This window comes from Paenibacillus zeisoli (assembly GCF_003994465.1).
GTDB lineage: Bacteria > Bacillota > Bacilli > Paenibacillales > Paenibacillaceae > Fontibacillus > Fontibacillus zeisoli.
This window is the reverse complement of the sequence record NZ_RZNX01000015.1, coordinates 1-19,206: the sequence shown is the minus strand read 5'-3', so window position 1 is coordinate 19,206 and position 19,206 is coordinate 1. Positions and strand designations below refer to the sequence as shown.

Sequence of the window (19,206 nt, the reverse complement as noted above, 5' to 3'; positions counted from 1 at the left end):
CCCCTTTAAGATTTAATGGGTTTATTAATGACCTGGTCAATAATCCCGTAAGCCTTTGCTTCTTCTGCACTCATGAAGAAATCGCGGTCTGTATCCCGTTCAATCTTATCCAGAGTTTGACCGGTACGTTCCAAATATATTTGGTTGACCTTTTGCTTTGTCTTGATGATCCATTCGGCATGGATCTTGATATCTGATGCTTGGCCTTGTACACCACCCAAAGGCTGGTGAATCATCACTTCACTATTTGGCAGAGCAAAACGCTTACCTGGTGCTCCAGCTGTAAGCAGCAAAGAACCCATGCTCGCTGCCATACCTACACAGATGGTAGAAACATCCGGTTCAATGAACTGCATTGTATCATATATACCCATACCTGCCGTAATAGAACCACCAGGGGAATTGATGTATAGATGGATGTCTTTCTCAGGATCTTCAGCTGCTAAAAACAAGAGTTGGGCAATCACGATATTAGCTACTTCATCGTCAATTGCATTACTGAGAAAGATAATACGATCCTTAAGAAGTCTGGAATAAATATCGTAAGATCGTTCTCCCCGACTCGTTTGTTCTATAACCATAGGTACGATACTCATAATCCCAAGCCTCTTTTCTATATTCGTATTATCTATACAGAACTCCACGAAGAAAATACACTGAGGTCATTCTGTATATCACACTTCCTATTTTACCATGTTCAAGGACCTCTGTCATTTTTCACACAAGTGATTAAGCAGCACCTCAATAAAGTTCAGCTAATGGAAGAAAATGTATCCTCCCTTAGTGAAAAAGAAGGCACGCATTTGAAATACGTGCCTTAAGGTTATACCTTGTATATTCTGCCTATATGCTGGATCAGCTTGTAGATTTACTTCTCTTCAGCTGCTTCTTCTTTCACTTCTTCTGCTGCATCAGCAGATGGCTTCAGCTGGTCAGCTGGAACTTCTTTAGCATTCTCAAGAAGGAATTGAATGGTTTTGCGAAGCAGTACTTCTTCACGCATACTTCCCAAAGAACCATTAGCTGCAAGGATATTGCGGATTTCTTCAGGGGTACGTTTGTAAGCTTCAGCCATTGTGTTCAGCTCAGCATTAAGCTCGTCCTCTGTAACTTCAATGTTCTCTTCTTTTGCGATTTGTTCAAGAACAAGGTTATTGCGAACACGTTTCTCAGCGTCACCTTGCATTTGCTCTTGCAGCTCAGGAAGAGTTTGACCCGAGAAGCCAAGGAACATTTCAAGGTTCATACCTTGAGTGCGAAGACGGTTGTCGAAATCGCGGACCATGTTTTGAACTTCACCTTGTACCATGGCAGCTGGAATTTCAATTTCAGCTTTCTCGCCAACCCGGTCAACCAGGTAAGATTCACGAGCAGCTTCATTCTCTTTCGATTTGCGATCAGCAAGCTGCTTCTTCAAATCTTCTTTATATTCTTCAAGAGTATCAAATTCGCTAACATCTTTCGCGAACTCATCATCGAGCTCTGGAAGCTGCTTGCGCTTGATTTCATGAACTTTCACTTTGAATACGGCTTCCTTACCAGCCAATTCTTCTGCATGGTAAGCTTCAGGGAAAGTAACAGTCACGTCTTTGAAGTCGCCTGTTGCAAGTCCCACCACTTGTTCCTCAAAGCCCGGGATGAATGTGTTGCTGCCCAGCTCAAGGGAATAACGCTCAGACTTACCACCTTCGAAAGGAACTCCATCAACAGAACCGTCAAAGTCGATTACGACAGTATCACCGTTCTGAGCGGTTTCTTCATCGATAACAACAAGCTCAGCATGACGCTGTTGAAGACGCTCAAGCTCTTGAGCCACTTCTTCTTCAGTAACTTCTACGTTCTCAGCTGCAACTTCAATACCTTTGTAATCGCCAAGCTTCACTTCTGGCTTAACGGTTACTTTAGCTTTGAATTTGAAAGCTTGTCCTTTGCCAAACTGCTCAACGTCCACTTCAGGACGATCTACAGGGAAGATGTCAGTTTGCTCAACAGCTTCGCTGTATACTTCAGGAAGCAAAATGTCGATGGCGTCTTGGTAGAGGCTTTCAACCCCGTAACGCGCTTCGAAAATTGGCCGTGGTACTTTACCTTTACGGAATCCAGGTACAGTTGCTTTCTTTACTACTTTGTTAAAAGCTTTATCCAGCGCTGCAGATACACGATCCGCATCCACTTCGACCTCGAGAACGCCGAGGTTCTTCTCTATTTTTTCCCAAGTTGCTTTCATTTTATGCTTTCCCCTCCAAAATAAGTTCACATATATTGAATCCTGATATGTATCCGGCTTCAATTTCATTATTCCTTACTCACGTACAGAACAAGAACAACCACTACATTATAAACAACAATACAGCTTTTTACAAGTGTTCCACGGCTCAGGTCCGCAGGAAAAACCTTATCCCGCCGATTATCTTCCCTGACCCGAATGAACAAACTGTTTCATAGATCTGTATACCTGCTCAAATCGCAGGCGGAGCGCGTCTGTAATTCCATATACCAGTCTTATATCGCTGTCGCTTTTGCCATCGGGAAGGCTCTCAGAAATCGTCTGATGCAGCGCAGCAGCCCAGATATCAGCCGTACCGTCATCTTCAGCCAGAATTGAGGTATAATCCCTTGTGCCGTACACGCCCATAACAAATTGATACCAGAACTCCTGGGCGAAATAAAAAAGAGTCGGGTTATGAATTTGGGTCTGATCCCCTACACGCTCCAATATTCTTTGGATCTGCGGCGGGAAGTCGGCTGACTTAAGCGGGACTGTCTCGATCTCAACTTCAACAAGCTCCTGTCCACGAAAAAAAGACACCGTCCCCTGTGCTCCGCGCCGGCGCAAGGTCTGTAGAATATGAAATTGGATCAGCGGGTGAACATTCTTTCTGTCCAGCCAGCTGCGCAGAGCATCATCAATCTCCGGCATGTCAAGATAGGATAGCTGCTCAAGCGCAAGCAGCGAATGCTCGGATAAAGGGCTATCCATAGCGGCCTTCAGCAGCTTATTCCCATAGTCTTTGTCCAAAGCAACCTTGGCTTCGATATGCAGGCGAGCTAGTGATTCCTCATTCTCTTCATAGAAGTCCGGTTCACTTCCTTCACCTGCGACTCCGGGAAAAGCATCTCTAAGCCAATCGAGCAAAGCCTTCCATTCATCATACTGTCTGGGCTCCTGCCCCTGACACTGAAGCAGAAATTCCAGCAGTTCTCCTGCCTCGCCGTAGCGCTCGGTCTCCAGCATCCGTGTGAGCTCCATCTGATAAAAATCTAGTGTCTTGGGAAACAATACAACGTTATCCCTTCCCTCGGGTCCATGCGTATTAATAAATGTCCCTCCTTCCTTCCGTGTTCGATTATTCGTAGATTATAGCATAGTGATTCCCAAATTTAAAAAGAAGGGCTAAACTCATTAGATTTTGTAGTTGCTTAGCAAGCCAGCTTGTGGTAAAATTTTTTTTGCTTGAATTTTTAATCTTATGTCTCAGTAGCTCAGCTGGATAGAGCAACGGCCTTCTAAGCCGTCGGTCGGGGGTTCGAATCCCTCCTGGGACGTCATCAAAAATCTCTCCTTTTGGAGAGATTTTTTGCGTCCTGAGGGATGAGAACCCCAAGTAGGGGTTCGTCGGAGTAAAGCCCCCTATGCCGAATGGCTGGGGGATGAGCGGAGTCTCGAGCGAAGCGAGAGTATACCTCCTGGGACGTCATCAAAAATCTCTCCTTTTTTGGGAGAGATTTTTTTTGCGTCCTGAGGGATGAGAACCCCAGAGAGGGGTTCGTCGGAGTGAAGCCCCCAATGCCGGATGACTGGGGGATGAGCGGAGTCTCGAGCGGAGCGAGAGTATACCGACGGGGACGTCAAAGAAATCTCTCCTTTTGGAGAGATTTTTTGCGTCCTGAGGGATGAGAACCCCATACTGGGGGTTCGTCGTAGTGAAGCCCCCTATGCCGGTTGGCTAGGGGATGAGCGGAGTCTCGAGCGAAGCGAGAGTATACCGCCTGGGACGTCATCAAAAATCTCTCCTTTTTTGGGAGAGATTTTTTTTGCGTCCTGAGGGATGAGAACCCCAGAGAGGGGTTCGTCGGAGTGAAGCCCCCAATGCCGGATGACTGGGGGATGAGCGGAGTCTCGAGCGGAGCGAGAGTATACCGACGGGGACGTCAAAGAAATCTCTCCTTTTGGAGAGATTTTTTGCGTCCTGAGGGATGAGAACCCCATACTGGGGGTTCGTCGTAGTGAAGCCCCCTATGCCGGTTGGCTAGGGGATGAGCGGAGTCTCGAGCGAAGCGAGAGTATACCGACGGGGACGTCATCAAAAATCTCTCCTTTGGGAGAGATTTTTTGCGTCCAAGCCTATTTATTTTCGGTCAGGATATTCAGAAATTGAGCTGCCCGCGGGCTCTTGGGATTTTGGAATACTTCCTGTGGAGAGCCCTCTTCTATTATGCGACCGCTATCCATAAGAATGATCCGATCTGCAACTTCGGCAGCAAATTTCATCTCATGTGTAACGACGATCATCGTCATCCCGCTCGAGGCTAAACTTTTCATCACCCGGAGTACTTCACCAACGAGCTCGGGATCAAGAGCAGATGTGGGCTCATCAAATAACAGCACTTCTGGATTAACAGCCATAGCCCTGGCAATACCTACCCGCTGCTGCTGTCCACCTGATAGCATATGAGGATATGAATCAGCTTTATTTCCAAGTCCAACTCTCTCAAGCAGCTCCAATGAGACCCTTCTTGCCTCCGCTTTGTTCTTCTTCTGTACTGTAATAAGCCCTTCCATCACATTCCCCGCAGCGGTCATATGCGGGAACAGATGATAGGCCTGAAACACCATGCCGCTCTGCTTGCGAAGCTTGAGAATCTGCTCCTGCTTCGGTTTGAACCCCTCTTTGAAATCCAGGACAATCTCTCCCACCCGCAGAGTACCTATATCTGGCTGTTCCAGCAGATTGAAACAGCGCAGCAGTGTGGTCTTCCCCGAACCCGAAGGTCCAATTATAACCAGAACCTTCCCTTTGTCCAGCCTCAGATCAATACCTCTCAGCACCTTTTGTGCACCAAAAGACTTATGTAAATTCTGAACTTCAATCATTGCACATCTCCTTATCTTGTGGTGTAACGGCTGAGCCGTCTTTCCAGGAAATTTTGAAGCCCTGACAGAAGGGTACTGAGCATTAGATAAAGCACTCCGGCTTCCGAGTACAAAAGTAAAGGTTCAAAAGTGATTGCAACAATTTCCTGGGCAGTCCGGAACATCTCCACATAAGTAATACTGGCCGCAAGAGAAGTATCCTTCACCAGACTGATAAAGGCATTCGCCAGAGGAGGAACAGACACCCTTGCTGCCTGTGGCAAAATGATCCTTCGAAGGGCCTGTGAACGAGTCATTCCAATGGAGTATGCAGCCTCCCATTGCCCCGCCGAAATTGACTGAATCGCAGCCCGAACGATTTCTGATCCGTAGGCTCCAACACTCAGCGAGAATCCGATAACTGAAGCTATGAACGGATCCAGTATAATCCCTATACTGGGAAGACCGAAAAAAATGATAAACAGCTGCAGCAGCAGAGGAGTTCCGCGTATGATCCACACGTAGAATCTGGCTACAAGTCTGCCAATTCTCCAATGGGATAACCTAACCAAAGCTGTAATCACAGCCAGAACAAGTCCCAGAGCAAACGAAGTTAAAGTCAGTGGAACGGTAAAAGCTACCGCAGCTTTCAACAGCGGTAGCAAGGAGTCCATCAAAATCTGTACTTTACGCTCATCCATTGGGCATGCATCCTTTTAACATCGAGTTATTTCGAGACATCTTCTCCAAAATACTTCTGCGATATTCTCAGATAAGTTCCATCGCTCTTCATTTCGGCAAGGGCTTTATTCACGGCGGTGACAAGGTCATCCGCTCCTTTAGTGAACAAGCCTGCACTTTGGGAGGCCGCGCTTGCTGTATCCACTACCTTAATTGGCACCTGGGGCTTCTGCTTCTTCAGATCCAGGAAAGACAATTGGTCATTTACAGTGGCATCAATCCGATTGGAGGTTAACAGATCCACAGCCTGATTGAACCCTTCGATAGCTACAATCTGGGCACCGTTCTCTTTGGCGATCTTGGTGAGATTGGTTGTGAGAGACTGCCCTGCCTTCTTTCCTTTCAAATCGGAAAATTTCTTGATGTCCGTGTTATCCTCCCTCACAATCAGCACGGCTTTGGACACAATATAGGGATCCGAGAAGGCGTACTTCGCCTTTCGCTCATCCGTGATGGATACTTCATTAAACACAGTATCAAAGCGATTAGCATCCAGTCCTGCAATAAGACTGTCCCACTGGGACTCCACAAATTCAGGCTGAACCCCAATTCTTTTACTAATCTCCTCAGCAATCTCTACATCAAAACCCGTTAATTTCCCAGCCTTATCATGAAACGTAAAGGGAGCGTAGGTTCCCTCTGTTCCAATCCTCAGCTTACCGCTTGCCTTGACGGTCTCAAGCGCTGTCTGTGCGGCTTTGCCAGATGTATTATTTTGTTCTTGTACTGGCGTGGATGGATTATTACTTTTATTGGCCCCACAACCCACCATAGCGATGGAAAGCCCTAGTACCAGAAGAGCCAAGCTTACTTTTTTCATATTTACAGCCCCTTGTCCTTATCTTGTTCTCAACAAACATAGCTTTTACTTTGTTCTCTGAAATCATGTAAGCTACCGGCCTATTTGAGCTTCATGCACTCAATCATGTAGAATAGCCTTAGTGGATTTTCATAAAAAGGAGGTACGAAAATGTCAATTTATGATTTCGAAGTAAACACGATCGAGGGTGAGCAGACTACCCTGCAACCTTACAAAGATAAGGTACTCCTTATTGTGAATACAGCCAGCGGCTGCGGGCTCACTCCACATTACAAGGGACTGCAGGCTTTATATGAAACTTATAAGGATCAGGGATTGGTGGTGCTTGGATTCCCCTCCAATCAATTTGCCGGTCAGGAGCCTGGGACCGAGGCAGAGATCAAAGAGTTCTGTGAGCTTAATTATCAGGTCACGTTCCCGTTATTCGCCAAAATTGATGTGAAAGGTGAGCATGCTCATCCGTTATTTGTCCATCTGGTCGATCATACCCCTGCCCCCTATCACACGGGCGACATCGAATGGAACTTTGTAAAATTCCTGGTAGACCGGGAAGGAAATGTAATCAAACAGTACAGCGCCCGAACAGAACCGGAAGCGATTGAAGCTGATATCAAGGACCTTCTGTAAAAACGCAAAAACACCCCTTCTTGAAGGGGTGTTTTCTTTAGTTTATGACTGGATTGTGCCTATTTCTTGAGCTTGCGGTTATTGAACCAAAGCGGCACACGGAACAGCAGATTCAGGAAAAGAACCACAAATACGAGGACCGCTGCAGATTTGTCAGCGATTTGCTTCGCATCTTCAACGATGGCTTCAGAGTGAACATACCACAGATGAACGGCAAGCGTCTCACCCGGCGAGAATAAGTTGAAGTCCCACATTTCTCCTGATGTACTAAGCCCCGCTGTCAATATGATAACCGCAGACTCCCCGAAGGCCCGCCCGGCCACCAGGCAGATCCCAGTAACAATGGCATGCAGGGATACGGGCAGAATTACCGTACGAATGGTCTGGAACTTGGTCGTTCCAAGCGCATAGGAGGCATTACGAAGTTCAATCGGAACTGCTCGAACCGCTTCTTCCGTCACACGGGCCAGGGTTGGAAGATTGAGAAACGCCAAGCTGACCGCACCGCCCAGAATCGTAAGTCCGATATCAAAGTACTCGGCGAAAATAGCCAGTCCCAGCATCCCGAACACTATAGAAGGGACTGAAGACAGAGTCTCTACGCAAATCCGCAGCCCTTCAGTAAATTTGTTCTTGGGCGCATATTCCGCCATATAGATCCCTGCGCCTAAGCCGATCGGTATCGAGATGATCAGAGACAGAATGAGAATATAGAAGGAGTTGAACAGAACCGGCCCTATTCCTCCTCCAACATCAATCTCCTCCGGCAGCTTGGTCAGGAATTGCAGATTAATTCCCGGCAGACCTTTACTAAGGATGGTATATAGCAGCCAGAAGATGAACAACAGGACAGCAGCCCCCAGTGCATAAAAAGAACCTGTTGCTGCTTTGTCCCAGATCAGTGCGCGTCTGTTCTTGCGTGTTGGTGTGAAGCTGCTCATGCCACATCTCCTCTCTTTCTGCTAATTAGACGTATGATCATAATCAAGCCAAAAGAGATGACCAGCAGCAGGAATGCCATCATATGCAGCGCATAGTTCCAGGTGGAGTCAAATTCCACATTGGAAATCTGCATCACGATATTACTCGTAAGCACAGAAGTCGGAGAGAACAAGGATGTCGCCAACTGAGCCGTGTTACCTATTACCATGACCACCGCCATAGTCTCTCCAATAGCGCGTGTCATACCTAGAATGATGGCAGCCGCTATTCCTCTTGCTGCAGCCGGCAGCACAACTTTCATAATTACCTGCAGACGGGTAGAACCAAGAGCATAAGCCGCCTCGCGATATTTCTTGGGCACCGCAGATATGGCATCATCACTAATCCGGCTGACCGTAGGCAGAATCATAATCGTCAACACTAAAGATGCTGCCAGGAGACCGTCTCCCAAATTCTCACCACTTAAAGTTCGGATAATCGGGATCAACACGGTTAAGCCAAGATAACCGTACACAACGGAGGGAATACCGACCAGCAGATCGAGAATCGGACGTATGAAAGACTTTAGCCACTTTGGAGCAATTTCAGCAATCAGGATCGCCATTCCAATCGAAATGGGCACGGCAAACAATAAGGTTAGAGCCGTTAAAGATATCGTGTTTACGATAAATGAAGCAGCTCCAAACTTCCCTTCTTCCGGTGTCCAATCAAAGGACAAGAAGAATTGGGCGAGTGAGATGTCCTTAAAGGTCAGAATTGCTGTTTTACCTATGAAGAAAATAACCAAAGCCAGCACCAGACAGAGTGCCAATATGCTGAATAAGAAATAATATTTGAATAATCCATTGGTGAACCGCACTCTTGATCCGCGGCCCCGCTTCCATCTGGATGATTGTTGAACCGGCGTCTGCAATAAAGTTCCCTTTTGTGCAGGTAAATCATGAACTGGTGTGCTCATTTCGTTCTGTTTCCTCCCATACAGCAACCAGCCCCGAACAGGGGCTGGCTGGTTAACGTTACTTTTGAAATTCTAATGCAGTTAGCTTACTTCTTATTTCATTGCTGAAATCGGGATGAATTTAAGCTTCTTCAACGAACCCTCTTGGAACTTCTTGCTTTGTACATAGTCGATGAAGGCTTTAGTAGCACCAGTAGGTTGGCCTTTTGTCATGTAGTAGCCGTAAGACCAAATTTTGTACGTACCTTTGATTACATTATCAACAGTAGCAGCAACACCATTGTGTTTAACCGCTTTAAGGTCACCGCCGCTTACATACACAAGGTCGATATATCCAATAGCGTTAGGAGTCGTAGACACGGCTGTCTTCATATCCCCGCTGGATCCAACTTCTTTATAGTTCTTCGCTTTCTTCACGATATCTCCGCCGCCAAGTGCTTTGGCTTGGTAGTTAACGCGTGTACCGGAACCGAAGGCCCGAGTGATAACCACGATATCTGCATCACTGCCGCCAACTTCTTTCCAGTTCGTGATTTTACCACTGTAAATGCCTTTAAGCTGGTCTGTAGTCAAGTTATCTACACTCACGCTTTTGTTAACTACCGTTGCAAAAGGAATTACAGCAACTTTGTTGGCCACTTGACCTGCGAATGCTTTGAATCCAGGAACATCTGTGCTTGCATCCCAGTCACAAGCTCCGATTTGGGCAATGCCTTTCTTAACGGCTTGAGGACCTGTTACGGAACCTTTACCGGAAGCGGCAATTTTCACCTTCGGATTCAATCTTTGAAATTCTTTTGCAGCCTGCAGAGACAATGGAAGAAGTGCAGTGGAACCATTAATCGTAATTTTACCGGATACAGAGCCTGCTGCTTGAACCGAAGAACCTACACCTGCAGAAGAAAGAACGAATGCTGCGGCTACCGCCACCAAAGAGATTTTCTTAAACAATTTCATGATTGAATTACTCCTCTCGAATTCTCAAATTATAGTTATTTAGTTAGCTCAGTGCCTTTTCCGCCATCTACAACAACAACCTTGCCATCGCTGATCAGAGCGATCTTTCCATCCTTGGATATAGCAACTTCAGTAATAACATTCGGAGTGCTGTAAAGCTCTTTCTTGGTTCCACCCGTTACTTCATACAGGTGTGAAGAACCATCTGCTTTCAAGCCTGCCACCAGCAATTTGCCATCCTTTGTTACCACATCAAGGTTCACATCAATATCCGACACCAAATCTGTAACTTTTGTTCCATCCGCGGAAATGCTCTTCAGTACACTGTTTACGTCTTTTCCATCCGGATCTGCACTTACATAGACGATACTTCCATCCGTAAGGAAAGAAGGCAGCAGCTTGTTGTCCGTTGTCTTAGTCAGCTGTACTGGCTTTGCACCTTTGGTTGTAAGATCCAAAGAGTAGACCTGAGCGCCGGCGCCGGAATAATCGATGGTAAGGGAATCTTCCGTGCTGTCAGCGTCGTTACTGGCAACGCCTGTTGTGTTAACCAGGTAAGCTATTTTCTTCTCATCGTTTGAGACTTGAAGATCTGATTTGTTCTCCACTTTATCTGCAAGGACTTCGGTAAGTACACCGGTGTCTACCGTTATGTATGAGATTTTCTCCTGCTTGTCGCCTTGGATAAAGTATACTTTCTTGCCATCTGCCGACCAGGTAAGATCCGTCTTCACCGTGCTGTCCGACCCGATTTGCTTCGTTAGGCCTGTTCCCAGATCGTAGACAAACAACTGGCCATTTTCATTCGTGAAAGCTCCCCATTTGTGATCGGGAGAAATTACGGCTGTTGCTGCTCCCTCGTTAGAAGAGAACACCTCATATGGAGTTCCAAGCGAAGGGCTGAGTTTGAAGACCTGCAGAGCTTCTCCATCTTCTTTGGTAGCCACAATGCTGCCGTTCTCATCAAAACCAATTGTAGAGAACTGGCCTTCAGCCCGCTTTAATTTGTAGATCTTGCCGCTGCCTGCAATTTCAGCACCGAGCGCGTCTACAGTTGTGTTCAATTCGACATAAATATTGCCATCCTGAAGCTTAGGGGCTACTTTGAAATCTTGGGTAGCTCCTTCTACCTGCAGGCTCTTAATATTAGGTTTGATGGATACGGAATGATATCCATAAGAATCATTCAGAACCACACTTCCATTCTCAAGCTTAAGCCCTGCGTTAAGTGCATCAGCCAGATCACGGATCGAGTACAGCTTGGTTCCATTCACTTCAATGGCTTTCAGCACCACATTGTCGCCATCTACTTGGAGCCCAGAGTTAATCACTTTAAATTTGGCTGCGGTTTGTTTCGATGCAGCCTTTTTGGCCGGACTTGCTGTTTTTGCAGCAGCCGCCCCAGCAGTTCCTGCTAAAGTGGAAGTCACCAGTGCAGAAGCTACTAACATACTGAATACTTTACCCTTCTTCATCAGCTCACCCTTTTCCTAATACATAAGTGCTATGATGTCATTTTCATATAATATTGTTAAAAGAATTCTGGTAGTTTGTAATGGATTGTTAAATTATTGAATAAATTTATGTGAATTTAGGAAAATAGACCCGTGACCATAGAAATATATTTAAAATATGATATATATGGAATAAACTAAAACATAACCAATGTTTAGTTCCATGTAGATATACCTATATAAAAAATTATAAAGTTTAATAGAATCCAATTTTTAGATATAATGGCGTTATACACCTATGTTCTGGAGGGGCTATGAGCAACAATAATAGAAAAGAACCTTTCCGCTACTCTATGGAAGTACCTATGAGCTGCTGGATTCGGATTTCCGAGATTAATGGTACGGCCATCACAAGTAAGCTGGCTGAGGTTGACTTAATTGATATCAGCAAGGGGGGCTGCAAAATTCGGACCCCGCTTGATCTTCATGCTTCTTCCAATTCTATCAAAGGAGTTCTGCGCCTTAAGTTTAGTGAAGAAGAATATGATTTCAATGCCCAAATCCGCTGGCAGCGCCAACTCGAACCCCCTTTCTTTCACTACGGCCTGTCTCTATTGCTCGAAGATGACGAGAAAGAGAAGATAAATGCGGAATTAAGAACACTCGCTGGAAACAAGAAAATTAAAGTGATATAAACGCTGCAAATCAAGATTGCCGATTCAACCCGGCAATCTTTTCTTTTTATCCATTTACAAATTCAGGAACGTCGGATATACTCAGTTCAAAAGTAAGTACTCACTCATTATGTTAAAGGAGTGTTACTATGTCTGATTTTCCAGATGTCGTTACGGCCGCAGGGGTCAGCAAGCGTTTCGGGAACAAGACTGTGCTGGAGGACATTACGCTTGCGATTCACTCTGCGGAGACATTTGGGCTTCTGGGACCTTCAGGGTCCGGGAAGACCACCCTGGTTAAGCTCTTTACGGGAACGCTGCAAGCTACGACAGGCCAGGTCCATGTTCAAGGCACGCTAATGCCAAAGCTCTCCATGCTGAATCAAATCGGCTATATGGCTCAATCCGATGCCCTGTACACCGAGCTGAGTGCCAAGGAGAACCTGGAGTTTTTCGGTGCATTATATGGCTTGAAAGGAGCCTCTCTGCGTAAGCGCATTATGGAGGTCGCTGAAATTGTTGCCTTGGAGAAACATCTGGATAAACGGGTAGATCAATACTCTGGGGGGATGAAGCGCCGTCTCTCTCTTGCTGCAGCCCTTCTTCACCAGCCTCCCATTCTTGTGCTGGATGAACCCACCGTCGGGATTGATCCCCTGCTTCGTCAAGCGATCTGGAAGGAACTTAAATTGCTAAATGAACAAGGAACTACGATTCTGCTGACTACACACGTCATGGATGAAGCTGAGAAATGTGATCGGCTGGGGATGATCCGGGAAGGCAGGCTGCTGGCGGTGGATACACCTGGAGAGCTGATCTCTAAGACGGGCACCGATTCTATTGAAGAGGCATTTGTGTATTATGGAGGTCATCAAGCATGAAAATATCCGCTATCGTCATTCGGATTCTACGCCAATTTCGCCGGGACAAACGGACTCTCGCCTTGATGCTGATTGCTCCCCTATTCGTTCTGACCCTGATGAACCTTGTTTTTAACGGGAAGGAATATAAGCCTACACTGGGTCTCCTGAGTGCGCCTTCAGTATTGTCGTCAAGCTTACAGTCTGAAGGGGCTGTTACTATAAATTATGAGCGGGAAGATCTGGCTGAAGCCGCGCTGAGCGATCGGACGATTGATGCACTCATCACGATTGACGGACAGGTACCCAAGGTCAAGCTTGAAGGCAGTGAGCCTGCGGTGAACCGAGCCGTGCTTCAGGCTGTGCAGAAAGCAGCGGAACATTTCTCACACCAGTCAGCATCCTTCAAACCAGTCATTACTTATCTTCATGGCTCAGAGAATATGACCAGCATTGACCAGTTCGGCCCTATACTTATCGGGTTCTTCATCTTCTTCTTTGTATTTCTGATTGCAGGGGTCTCCTTCCTCAGAGAGAGAACGACAGGAACCCTAGAACGATTACTGGCCACCCCGCTTAAGCGGTATGAAATTGTGCTCGGGTATGTAGGCGGGTTCGGGATATTCACCATTATCCAGGCACTCCTCATTTCATGGTTCTGTACCAAGGTCCTTGGAATCATGATGGTAGGCTCCTTTGGACTGGTCATCCTGCTGACCCTGCTCATGTCCTTGAGCGCTTTAACCTTAGGGACACTCATCTCCGCATATGCAAATAATGAGCTCCAGATGATTCAGTTCGTTCCTCTCATTATCGTGCCGCAATTATTCCTGTCGGGTCTCTTCCCGATGGATACCCTTCCGGATTGGCTCCGCAAGCTGGAAGTCATCATGCCGCTGACCTATGGAACGAAAGGACTCAGCGATGTCATGATTCGCGGGCTGGGTTGGAATGCGATAGCTCTGGATGTCTATGTGCTCACCGGCTTCTCGGCTCTGTTCATCCTTCTTAATATCATAGCCCTGCGTAAATATCGGAAGATTTAATGACATGTGCAAAATGTGGTAGAATACGAAGATTAATCCGAATACGGGATACAGGAGGTTGACCATCATGCCGCAGCATCAGGAGCCGCTCGAACCTTGGCTGGAAGCGCTGCTTCACACCGAGGACCGGAAATTCACCGACAAACAGCTGAAGATTATCGAAGCGGCTGTTGAAGTCTTTTCGCAAAAAGGATATGCCGCAGCCTCTACCAGTGAAATCGCACAGATGGCAGGTGTTGCGGAAGGAACCATCTTCCGTCACTACAAGACGAAGAAGGATCTGCTGCTCTCGATCGTAACTCCGATGATGGGCAAGCTGCTTGCCCCGTTCATTCTTAATAATTTCAACGATGTGCTGGAAAAGGATTATCCAACCTTCGAAGCTTTCCTGAGAGCGGTTCTGATCAACCGCCTCGCCTTTGCGCGCAAGCACCTTAAGATTATTAAAATTCTGCTTCAGGAGATTCCGTTTCAGCCAGCCTTGAAGGAGCAATTTATAGAACATATCGGCGCGAAAATTTTTGAGCGGTTCCAGAAGATAGTGAAGCATTTCCAGGACAAAGGGGAACTGCTGGAAGTCCCTACTTTGGCGGCGATCCGCTTTGCTATCTCTTCCGCCGTCGGTCTGTTTATCTTTCACCTTCTCCTCGCTCCTGAGCTACCGTGGGATGAAGAGCAGGAGATTGAGCAGACGATTCAGTTCATCCTCCACGGTCTGGCTTCCAGGTAAATGCCTATTCATATACTTTTTTCACAATTCTCACATGGGCCTCTCACCAGGTCTTGCTAAGATGAGATTAATCTTAGAAAGAGGTGATACTCATGTTGAATTGGAAAAAGAATCTGGTGGCTCTATTAACGGTTGTGAGTTTGGTAGGAGGCGCGACCAGTGCGATGGCTAGCCCGGCTAAAGCCCCATCCGTTAAGCCTGCGGCCAAGGCAGCAGTAACGGCTTCAGCCAAATCGCCGGTTAAGATTAAGTCAGCTGCATCTGCCGTTAAGAGTTCCACCAAGCCGGCTCCGGTCAAGACAGACAAGAAGACAGCTGCCAAACCTGCTGTGAAGAAGGCCTCCCAGAAGGCCGTTGTGAAAAAGGCGAAAACAACCAAAGCCGTTCACAAGAAGCATCACAAGCATGTAAAGAAAGTTCATCATAGATCAACAGCAGCCAAGCATACTACACACAAGAAAGTAGCCGCCAAGAAAACTACAAAAAAATAGGCTGAGCTAGAGACGGGAAGGCTTAAAGCCTTTCCGTTTTTGCTTGTTTTTGGTAGATTGTAACAAGAGTCTAGTACATTCTGGGAGAGGAGGAGTGAGCTGATGACAAGCATTTTCGTAGTCGATGATGATCCTTCCATTCTGCGGCTGATCTCTGAGTATTTGCGCAAAGAGGATTTTCATGTCACGGAATATCCGGACGGAGAGCACTTAATTGAGGAAGTGCGCATGCACAAGCCGGATTTCCTGGTCCTGGATATCATGATGCCGGGCATAAATGGATTAACGCTGCTGACCGAACTGCGGACTTTTACAGAAATGCCTATCATTATGATCTCAGCACGAGGGGATGAGATGGACCGGATTATTGGATTGGAGCTGGGCTGTAACGACTTCCTCACCAAGCCCTTTAACCCCAGGGAACTGGTAGGACGGGTGAAATCAATGCTTCGCCTTGTCCGGCTCGGACAGGATCAAGATCCAGCAGTCTCCTCCAAAGTCATTCAAGCAGGGAATTTAAAGGTGAATGAGGAGTACCGTAAAGTAGCTGTAGAAGAGACCGATCTCGCCCTCACTTCTCGGGAGTATGAACTGTTAGTATTTTTCGCCAAACATCTTGAACGGCCTTTCACCCGTGAACAGCTTATCCAGCAGGTCTGGCATTTTGATTATCTTGGGGATGTAAGGGTGGTTGATGATTTGGTCAAGAGGCTTCGCAAGAAGCTTTCCGAGCATGCAGCCTCGTTCCAGATTGATACCTTGTGGGGATATGGCTATAAGGCCTTGGTAAAAACGGGATGAGAACACTCAGAGGCCGGGTGCTGCTCTCCTTGATTGCCGGGATGTTCATCACCGTGGGCATCACGGTATTTCTGTTTGTCAGGCTGATTCACAGCCTCACGGTGGACCAAGCCAAGACGGAACTTCACAGCCAGATTGATAAGGCCATTCAGATTCTTAACGATGGAAATATCTCGGACATTGATGACAAGGACTTAAAGCTGAGGTTCAAAGATAAGCTGTATGATGCGGATTTTTTGATTTTGAATGATAAACATGTCATTATTGCCGCAAGTGACCCGAGGAAAATTAATGCCCAATTACATGTGCCTATACTAGAAGAAGATGGTGTGGTGGAGCTCGACAACAGGGAAATGCTCTATGCCACCAAAAAGCTCGATGAGGAGCCATCGCTTCAAATTATCGTATTTGCGCCTCTTTCTTCTCTCCGTGCTATTGTCGGGCAGCTGCTGAGTACCACGATTTATGCCATTCTGGGCAGTTTTCTCTTCGTTCTGGCGATCGGACTTCTCGTTGTATGGAAAACAACACGCCCTCTGAAAAAGCTGACCGAAGCAGTAAGTCAATACGAACCCTATCGGCCGCATAATCCGGTCCTTCCGAAGGCCGACGGGACGGAGATTGGCGAGCTTATCGCTACTTTTCAGGAAATGTCCCAGAGAATCGATCGACATCAGGTCTATCAAATCGAATTTCTGCAAAATGTCTCACATGAACTAAGGACGCCGCTCATGTCCATTCAAGGTTATTCCATGGCTATTAAAGATCAGGTAGTCAGTGTGGATCAGGGCCTTGAAGTCATCAGCAAGGAAGCGCGGCGAATGATTCATATGGTCGAGCGCTTATTGCAATTGTCCCGGCTTGAGTCGCTGGATGATCCCTGGACACTGAGTAAAGAAGACCTAAGAAACATGGCCGAGCAGGCTGCAGATCTGCTCGCTCCTGCGGCTTCAGAGCGCCATGTTATTATTGAGGTTATAGGCGAATCGGTTAATGTCACTTTGCCTGCGGAGCAGATCTTTCAGGTGCTGGTGAACCTGCTCCAGAACGCGGTCCGGCATGCTCGGAGCCGCATTGTTATTCGGATTGAAGCTGAGTTTGGAGCTAACAGCCAAGCCTTACTCGAACAGCTCGATTGGAGTATCCATATTGATGATGATGGCGACGGAGTCCCTGAGGATGAATACGAAGCTATCTTCAATCGCTTCTATAAGGGCCAGCATGGGGTCACAGGTCTTGGACTCGCCATTTGCTATCAAATTGCGGAGCGAATGGGAGCCCGGATGGTATGCGGAAGGTCTCCACTTGGCGGAGCCCGCTTCAGCTTCGTAGTTACGGGTACGCAATAAGTCTCTCCTTAGAAATTAGATATAAAATGGGACGACTGGAGGATATAGATGAAATTAGAACGGTTGATCTCCATAATCTATAAGCTGCTGAATCACGAAGTTCTGTCTGCCTCGATGCTGGCTGAGGAGTTCCAGGTTTCCCAAAGAACTATCTACCGGGATATCGATGTGATCTGTGCAGCGGGCTTCCCGGTCGTATCATATCAGGGAATTAAAGGCGGATATGGCATGATGGACGGATACAAAATGGACCGAAGTTTACTCGGTTCTTACGATGTCGATTCCCTGATCACCGTGCTCAGCAGCCTCTCCTCCGTATTTGAAGACGAGCGTGTGAAAGGAACTATTGAACGGCTGCAAACGATTGGACCTGAGTATGAGGCCCCGAGTCTATCTGTGGACTTGGCAACCCACAGGATTGGTCCAGACGTGCTTCCTCTATTACGCACAGCTATTATACAGCGGAATGTCATTCGTTTTGATTACATCAATGGACAAAATGAACGCACGACCCGTGGTATGGAACCATTGAGGCTTCATTTTAAATACAGCAATTGGTATGTGTATGGTTACTGCCGAACAAGGAAGGATTATCGGGAGTTCAAGTTATCGCGGATGATGAATGTGTTCTTGTCACAAGATATCTTTCAGCCTCATCAAGAGGTACCGCCGATGGCCGGGGATTCATACTCCGCATGGCAGGATCAGGTGGAGGACGTAGTGATTCGGGTGAGAGCGGAAGCTTTGGCCGAAGTGATGGATCAGTTTCATCATGCAGATAAGCACTTTGATCCGGATGGAAGCATGACGATGCGGATTCCTGTATATAAGCCGCTGGAAGCGCGCTGGCTTTGGGCAATTCTGCTAAGCTTTGGCAGCGGCGCCGAAGTCCTTGAACCCTCCGCACTGCGAGGGATCTTAAGAGAGCAGCTTAGAAATACACTCAACCTTTATGAAGAAGTATGACAGACTGCTGTCATACTTCTTTTTTTATACTAATAACAGATTTGAATACAAATCCATGACCATCCAAAAGGAGACGATAATTATGACGAATTATCCAGTAGAAATGTTTAAATACCACATTTGGGCCAACCAGACGATCCTTGGGAGAATCAAGCAGCTCCCGCCCTCTGTACTGAGTCAAGAAGTAAACTCCTCTTTTCCTACAATCGCTCATGCCCTTAGTCATATCTATGCGGTAGATAAGATGTGGTATCTGGTGTTGACAGGCACTGGCATGCCGGAGGCACTGCAAATGTGCATGCCTCTCAATGGGAGCATTCTGGCTTCAGTGGACGAATACGTCAATAGCTTTGCTGAGTTAGCGGGACAATTTGAAGAATGGCTCGAAAGCCAGTCCGATTTGGAGCAGACCCTTCTCCTTGACAACCCATACGCGGGAATTCGCCAAACCCGCTTGTCGGAGATTGTGCTGCATGTGGTCATTCACGGGACATATCACAGAGGCAATATCTCTACAATGCTGCGTCAGCTGGGCCACGCCTCCACCATGAACGATTACGCATTCTTCTGGTATCGGGAACCAGTGGAGAGATTTCTTTGACGTCCCAGGAGGGATACTCTCGCACTGCTCGAGACTCCGCCCATCCTTCTGCCATCCGGCATGGGGGGCTTTACTCCGACGAACCCCCACTCTGGGGTTCTCATCCCTCGGAACG

The 19,206-nt window shown here is 47.0% G+C and carries 20 protein-coding genes and 1 tRNA gene; 11 read left to right on the top strand and 10 right to left on the bottom strand.

The genetic code is table 11. From position 1 onward, the window contains the following. Positions 1 to 5: 5 nt before the first annotated feature. The 3 genes from clpP to EJP77_RS19750 form a co-directional block, all read right to left on the bottom strand. Positions 6 to 596 carry an ATP-dependent Clp endopeptidase proteolytic subunit ClpP gene (clpP, locus tag EJP77_RS19760; RefSeq protein ID WP_127200985.1) on the bottom strand — a complete coding sequence of 197 codons (591 nt, stop codon included), beginning with the start codon at positions 594 to 596 and terminating at the stop codon, positions 6 to 8. Positions 597 to 868: 272 nt separating this feature from the next. Continuing rightward, on the bottom strand, positions 869 to 2,227 hold the full coding sequence (gene tig, locus EJP77_RS19755) for a trigger factor (RefSeq protein WP_127200984.1): 1,359 nt from the start codon (positions 2,225 to 2,227) through the stop codon (positions 869 to 871). Between the two features lie 180 nt (positions 2,228 to 2,407). After that, positions 2,408 to 3,235 carry a hypothetical protein gene (locus tag EJP77_RS19750; protein WP_246021953.1) on the bottom strand — a complete coding sequence of 276 codons (828 nt, stop codon included), beginning with the start codon at positions 3,233 to 3,235 and terminating at the stop codon, positions 2,408 to 2,410. 237 nt (positions 3,236 to 3,472) lie between these two features. Here EJP77_RS19750 and EJP77_RS19745 point away from each other — a divergent pair. Continuing rightward, positions 3,473 to 3,546: transfer RNA gene (locus tag EJP77_RS19745), tRNA-Arg, on the top strand. A gap of 799 nt (positions 3,547 to 4,345) precedes the next feature. Here EJP77_RS19745 and EJP77_RS19740 read toward each other — a convergent pair. Genes EJP77_RS19740 through EJP77_RS19730 form a run of 3 tightly spaced genes read right to left on the bottom strand, consistent with a single transcriptional unit; the run spans position 4,346 to position 6,635 of the window. Then, the gene (locus EJP77_RS19740) at positions 4,346 to 5,095 is read right to left on the bottom strand and encodes an amino acid ABC transporter ATP-binding protein (RefSeq protein WP_127200982.1); all 750 of its coding nucleotides are present in this window, start codon (positions 5,093 to 5,095) and stop codon (positions 4,346 to 4,348) included. Between the two features lie 11 nt (positions 5,096 to 5,106). Next, entirely contained in the window at positions 5,107 to 5,775 is a 669-nt protein-coding gene (locus EJP77_RS19735; protein ID WP_127200981.1) for an amino acid ABC transporter permease, read from the bottom strand. A gap of 26 nt (positions 5,776 to 5,801) precedes the next feature. Then, entirely contained in the window at positions 5,802 to 6,635 is an 834-nt protein-coding gene (locus EJP77_RS19730) for an amino acid ABC transporter substrate-binding protein (protein ID WP_127200980.1), read from the bottom strand. A gap of 150 nt (positions 6,636 to 6,785) precedes the next feature. Between EJP77_RS19730 and EJP77_RS19725 the strand changes: the two genes are divergently transcribed. Next, the gene (locus EJP77_RS19725; protein WP_127200979.1) at positions 6,786 to 7,262 is read left to right on the top strand and encodes a glutathione peroxidase; all 477 of its coding nucleotides are present in this window, start codon (positions 6,786 to 6,788) and stop codon (positions 7,260 to 7,262) included. Between the two features lie 59 nt (positions 7,263 to 7,321). Here EJP77_RS19725 and pstA read toward each other — a convergent pair whose 3' ends face one another. From pstA to EJP77_RS19705, 4 genes are all read right to left on the bottom strand, one after another. After that, positions 7,322 to 8,203, bottom strand: coding sequence for a phosphate ABC transporter permease PstA (pstA, locus tag EJP77_RS19720; RefSeq protein WP_127200978.1), 882 nt, complete (start codon positions 8,201 to 8,203; stop codon positions 7,322 to 7,324). Then, complete coding sequence (gene pstC / locus EJP77_RS19715; RefSeq protein WP_127200977.1) at positions 8,200 to 9,162, bottom strand: phosphate ABC transporter permease subunit PstC; 963 nt, start codon at positions 9,160 to 9,162, stop codon at positions 8,200 to 8,202. Before pstC ends, pstA begins: the two co-directional genes overlap by 4 nt. A gap of 93 nt (positions 9,163 to 9,255) precedes the next feature. Then, the gene (locus tag EJP77_RS19710; RefSeq protein ID WP_127200976.1) at positions 9,256 to 10,119 is read right to left on the bottom strand and encodes a phosphate ABC transporter substrate-binding protein; all 864 of its coding nucleotides are present in this window, start codon (positions 10,117 to 10,119) and stop codon (positions 9,256 to 9,258) included. A gap of 35 nt (positions 10,120 to 10,154) precedes the next feature. Then, a complete protein-coding gene (locus EJP77_RS19705; RefSeq protein WP_127200975.1) occupies positions 10,155 to 11,594 on the bottom strand; it encodes a stalk domain-containing protein in 1,440 nt (479 codons plus the stop codon). 293 nt (positions 11,595 to 11,887) lie between these two features. Between EJP77_RS19705 and EJP77_RS19700 the strand changes: the two genes are divergently transcribed. The 9 genes from EJP77_RS19700 (at position 11,888) to EJP77_RS19660 (ending at position 19,091) form a co-directional block, all read left to right on the top strand. Beyond that, positions 11,888 to 12,268, top strand: a complete 381-nt coding sequence (locus EJP77_RS19700) for a PilZ domain-containing protein (protein ID WP_127200974.1) — start codon at positions 11,888 to 11,890, stop codon at positions 12,266 to 12,268. Positions 12,269 to 12,396: 128 nt separating this feature from the next. Beyond that, the gene (locus EJP77_RS19695; RefSeq protein ID WP_127200973.1) at positions 12,397 to 13,128 is read left to right on the top strand and encodes an ABC transporter ATP-binding protein; all 732 of its coding nucleotides are present in this window, start codon (positions 12,397 to 12,399) and stop codon (positions 13,126 to 13,128) included. Then, on the top strand, positions 13,125 to 14,153 hold the full coding sequence (locus EJP77_RS19690) for an ABC transporter permease (RefSeq protein WP_127200972.1): 1,029 nt from the start codon (positions 13,125 to 13,127) through the stop codon (positions 14,151 to 14,153). Before EJP77_RS19695 ends, EJP77_RS19690 begins: the two co-directional genes overlap by 4 nt. Before the next feature lie 67 nt (positions 14,154 to 14,220). Next, a complete protein-coding gene (locus tag EJP77_RS19685; RefSeq protein WP_127200971.1) occupies positions 14,221 to 14,883 on the top strand; it encodes a TetR/AcrR family transcriptional regulator in 663 nt (220 codons plus the stop codon). A gap of 92 nt (positions 14,884 to 14,975) precedes the next feature. Next, a complete protein-coding gene (locus tag EJP77_RS19680) occupies positions 14,976 to 15,374 on the top strand; it encodes a hypothetical protein (protein WP_127200970.1) in 399 nt (132 codons plus the stop codon). Between the two features lie 102 nt (positions 15,375 to 15,476). After that, positions 15,477 to 16,175: a response regulator transcription factor gene (locus EJP77_RS19675; protein WP_127200969.1), complete on the top strand. Its 699-nt coding sequence runs from the start codon at positions 15,477 to 15,479 to the stop codon at positions 16,173 to 16,175. After that, positions 16,172 to 17,524 carry a sensor histidine kinase gene (locus EJP77_RS19670; RefSeq protein ID WP_127200968.1) on the top strand — a complete coding sequence of 451 codons (1,353 nt, stop codon included), beginning with the start codon at positions 16,172 to 16,174 and terminating at the stop codon, positions 17,522 to 17,524. Before EJP77_RS19675 ends, EJP77_RS19670 begins: the two co-directional genes overlap by 4 nt. Before the next feature lie 48 nt (positions 17,525 to 17,572). After that, a complete protein-coding gene (locus tag EJP77_RS19665) occupies positions 17,573 to 18,490 on the top strand; it encodes a helix-turn-helix transcriptional regulator (protein WP_127200967.1) in 918 nt (305 codons plus the stop codon). Positions 18,491 to 18,572: 82 nt separating this feature from the next. Next, a complete protein-coding gene (locus EJP77_RS19660; protein ID WP_127200966.1) occupies positions 18,573 to 19,091 on the top strand; it encodes a DinB family protein in 519 nt (172 codons plus the stop codon). Positions 19,092 to 19,206 lie beyond the last annotated feature (115 nt).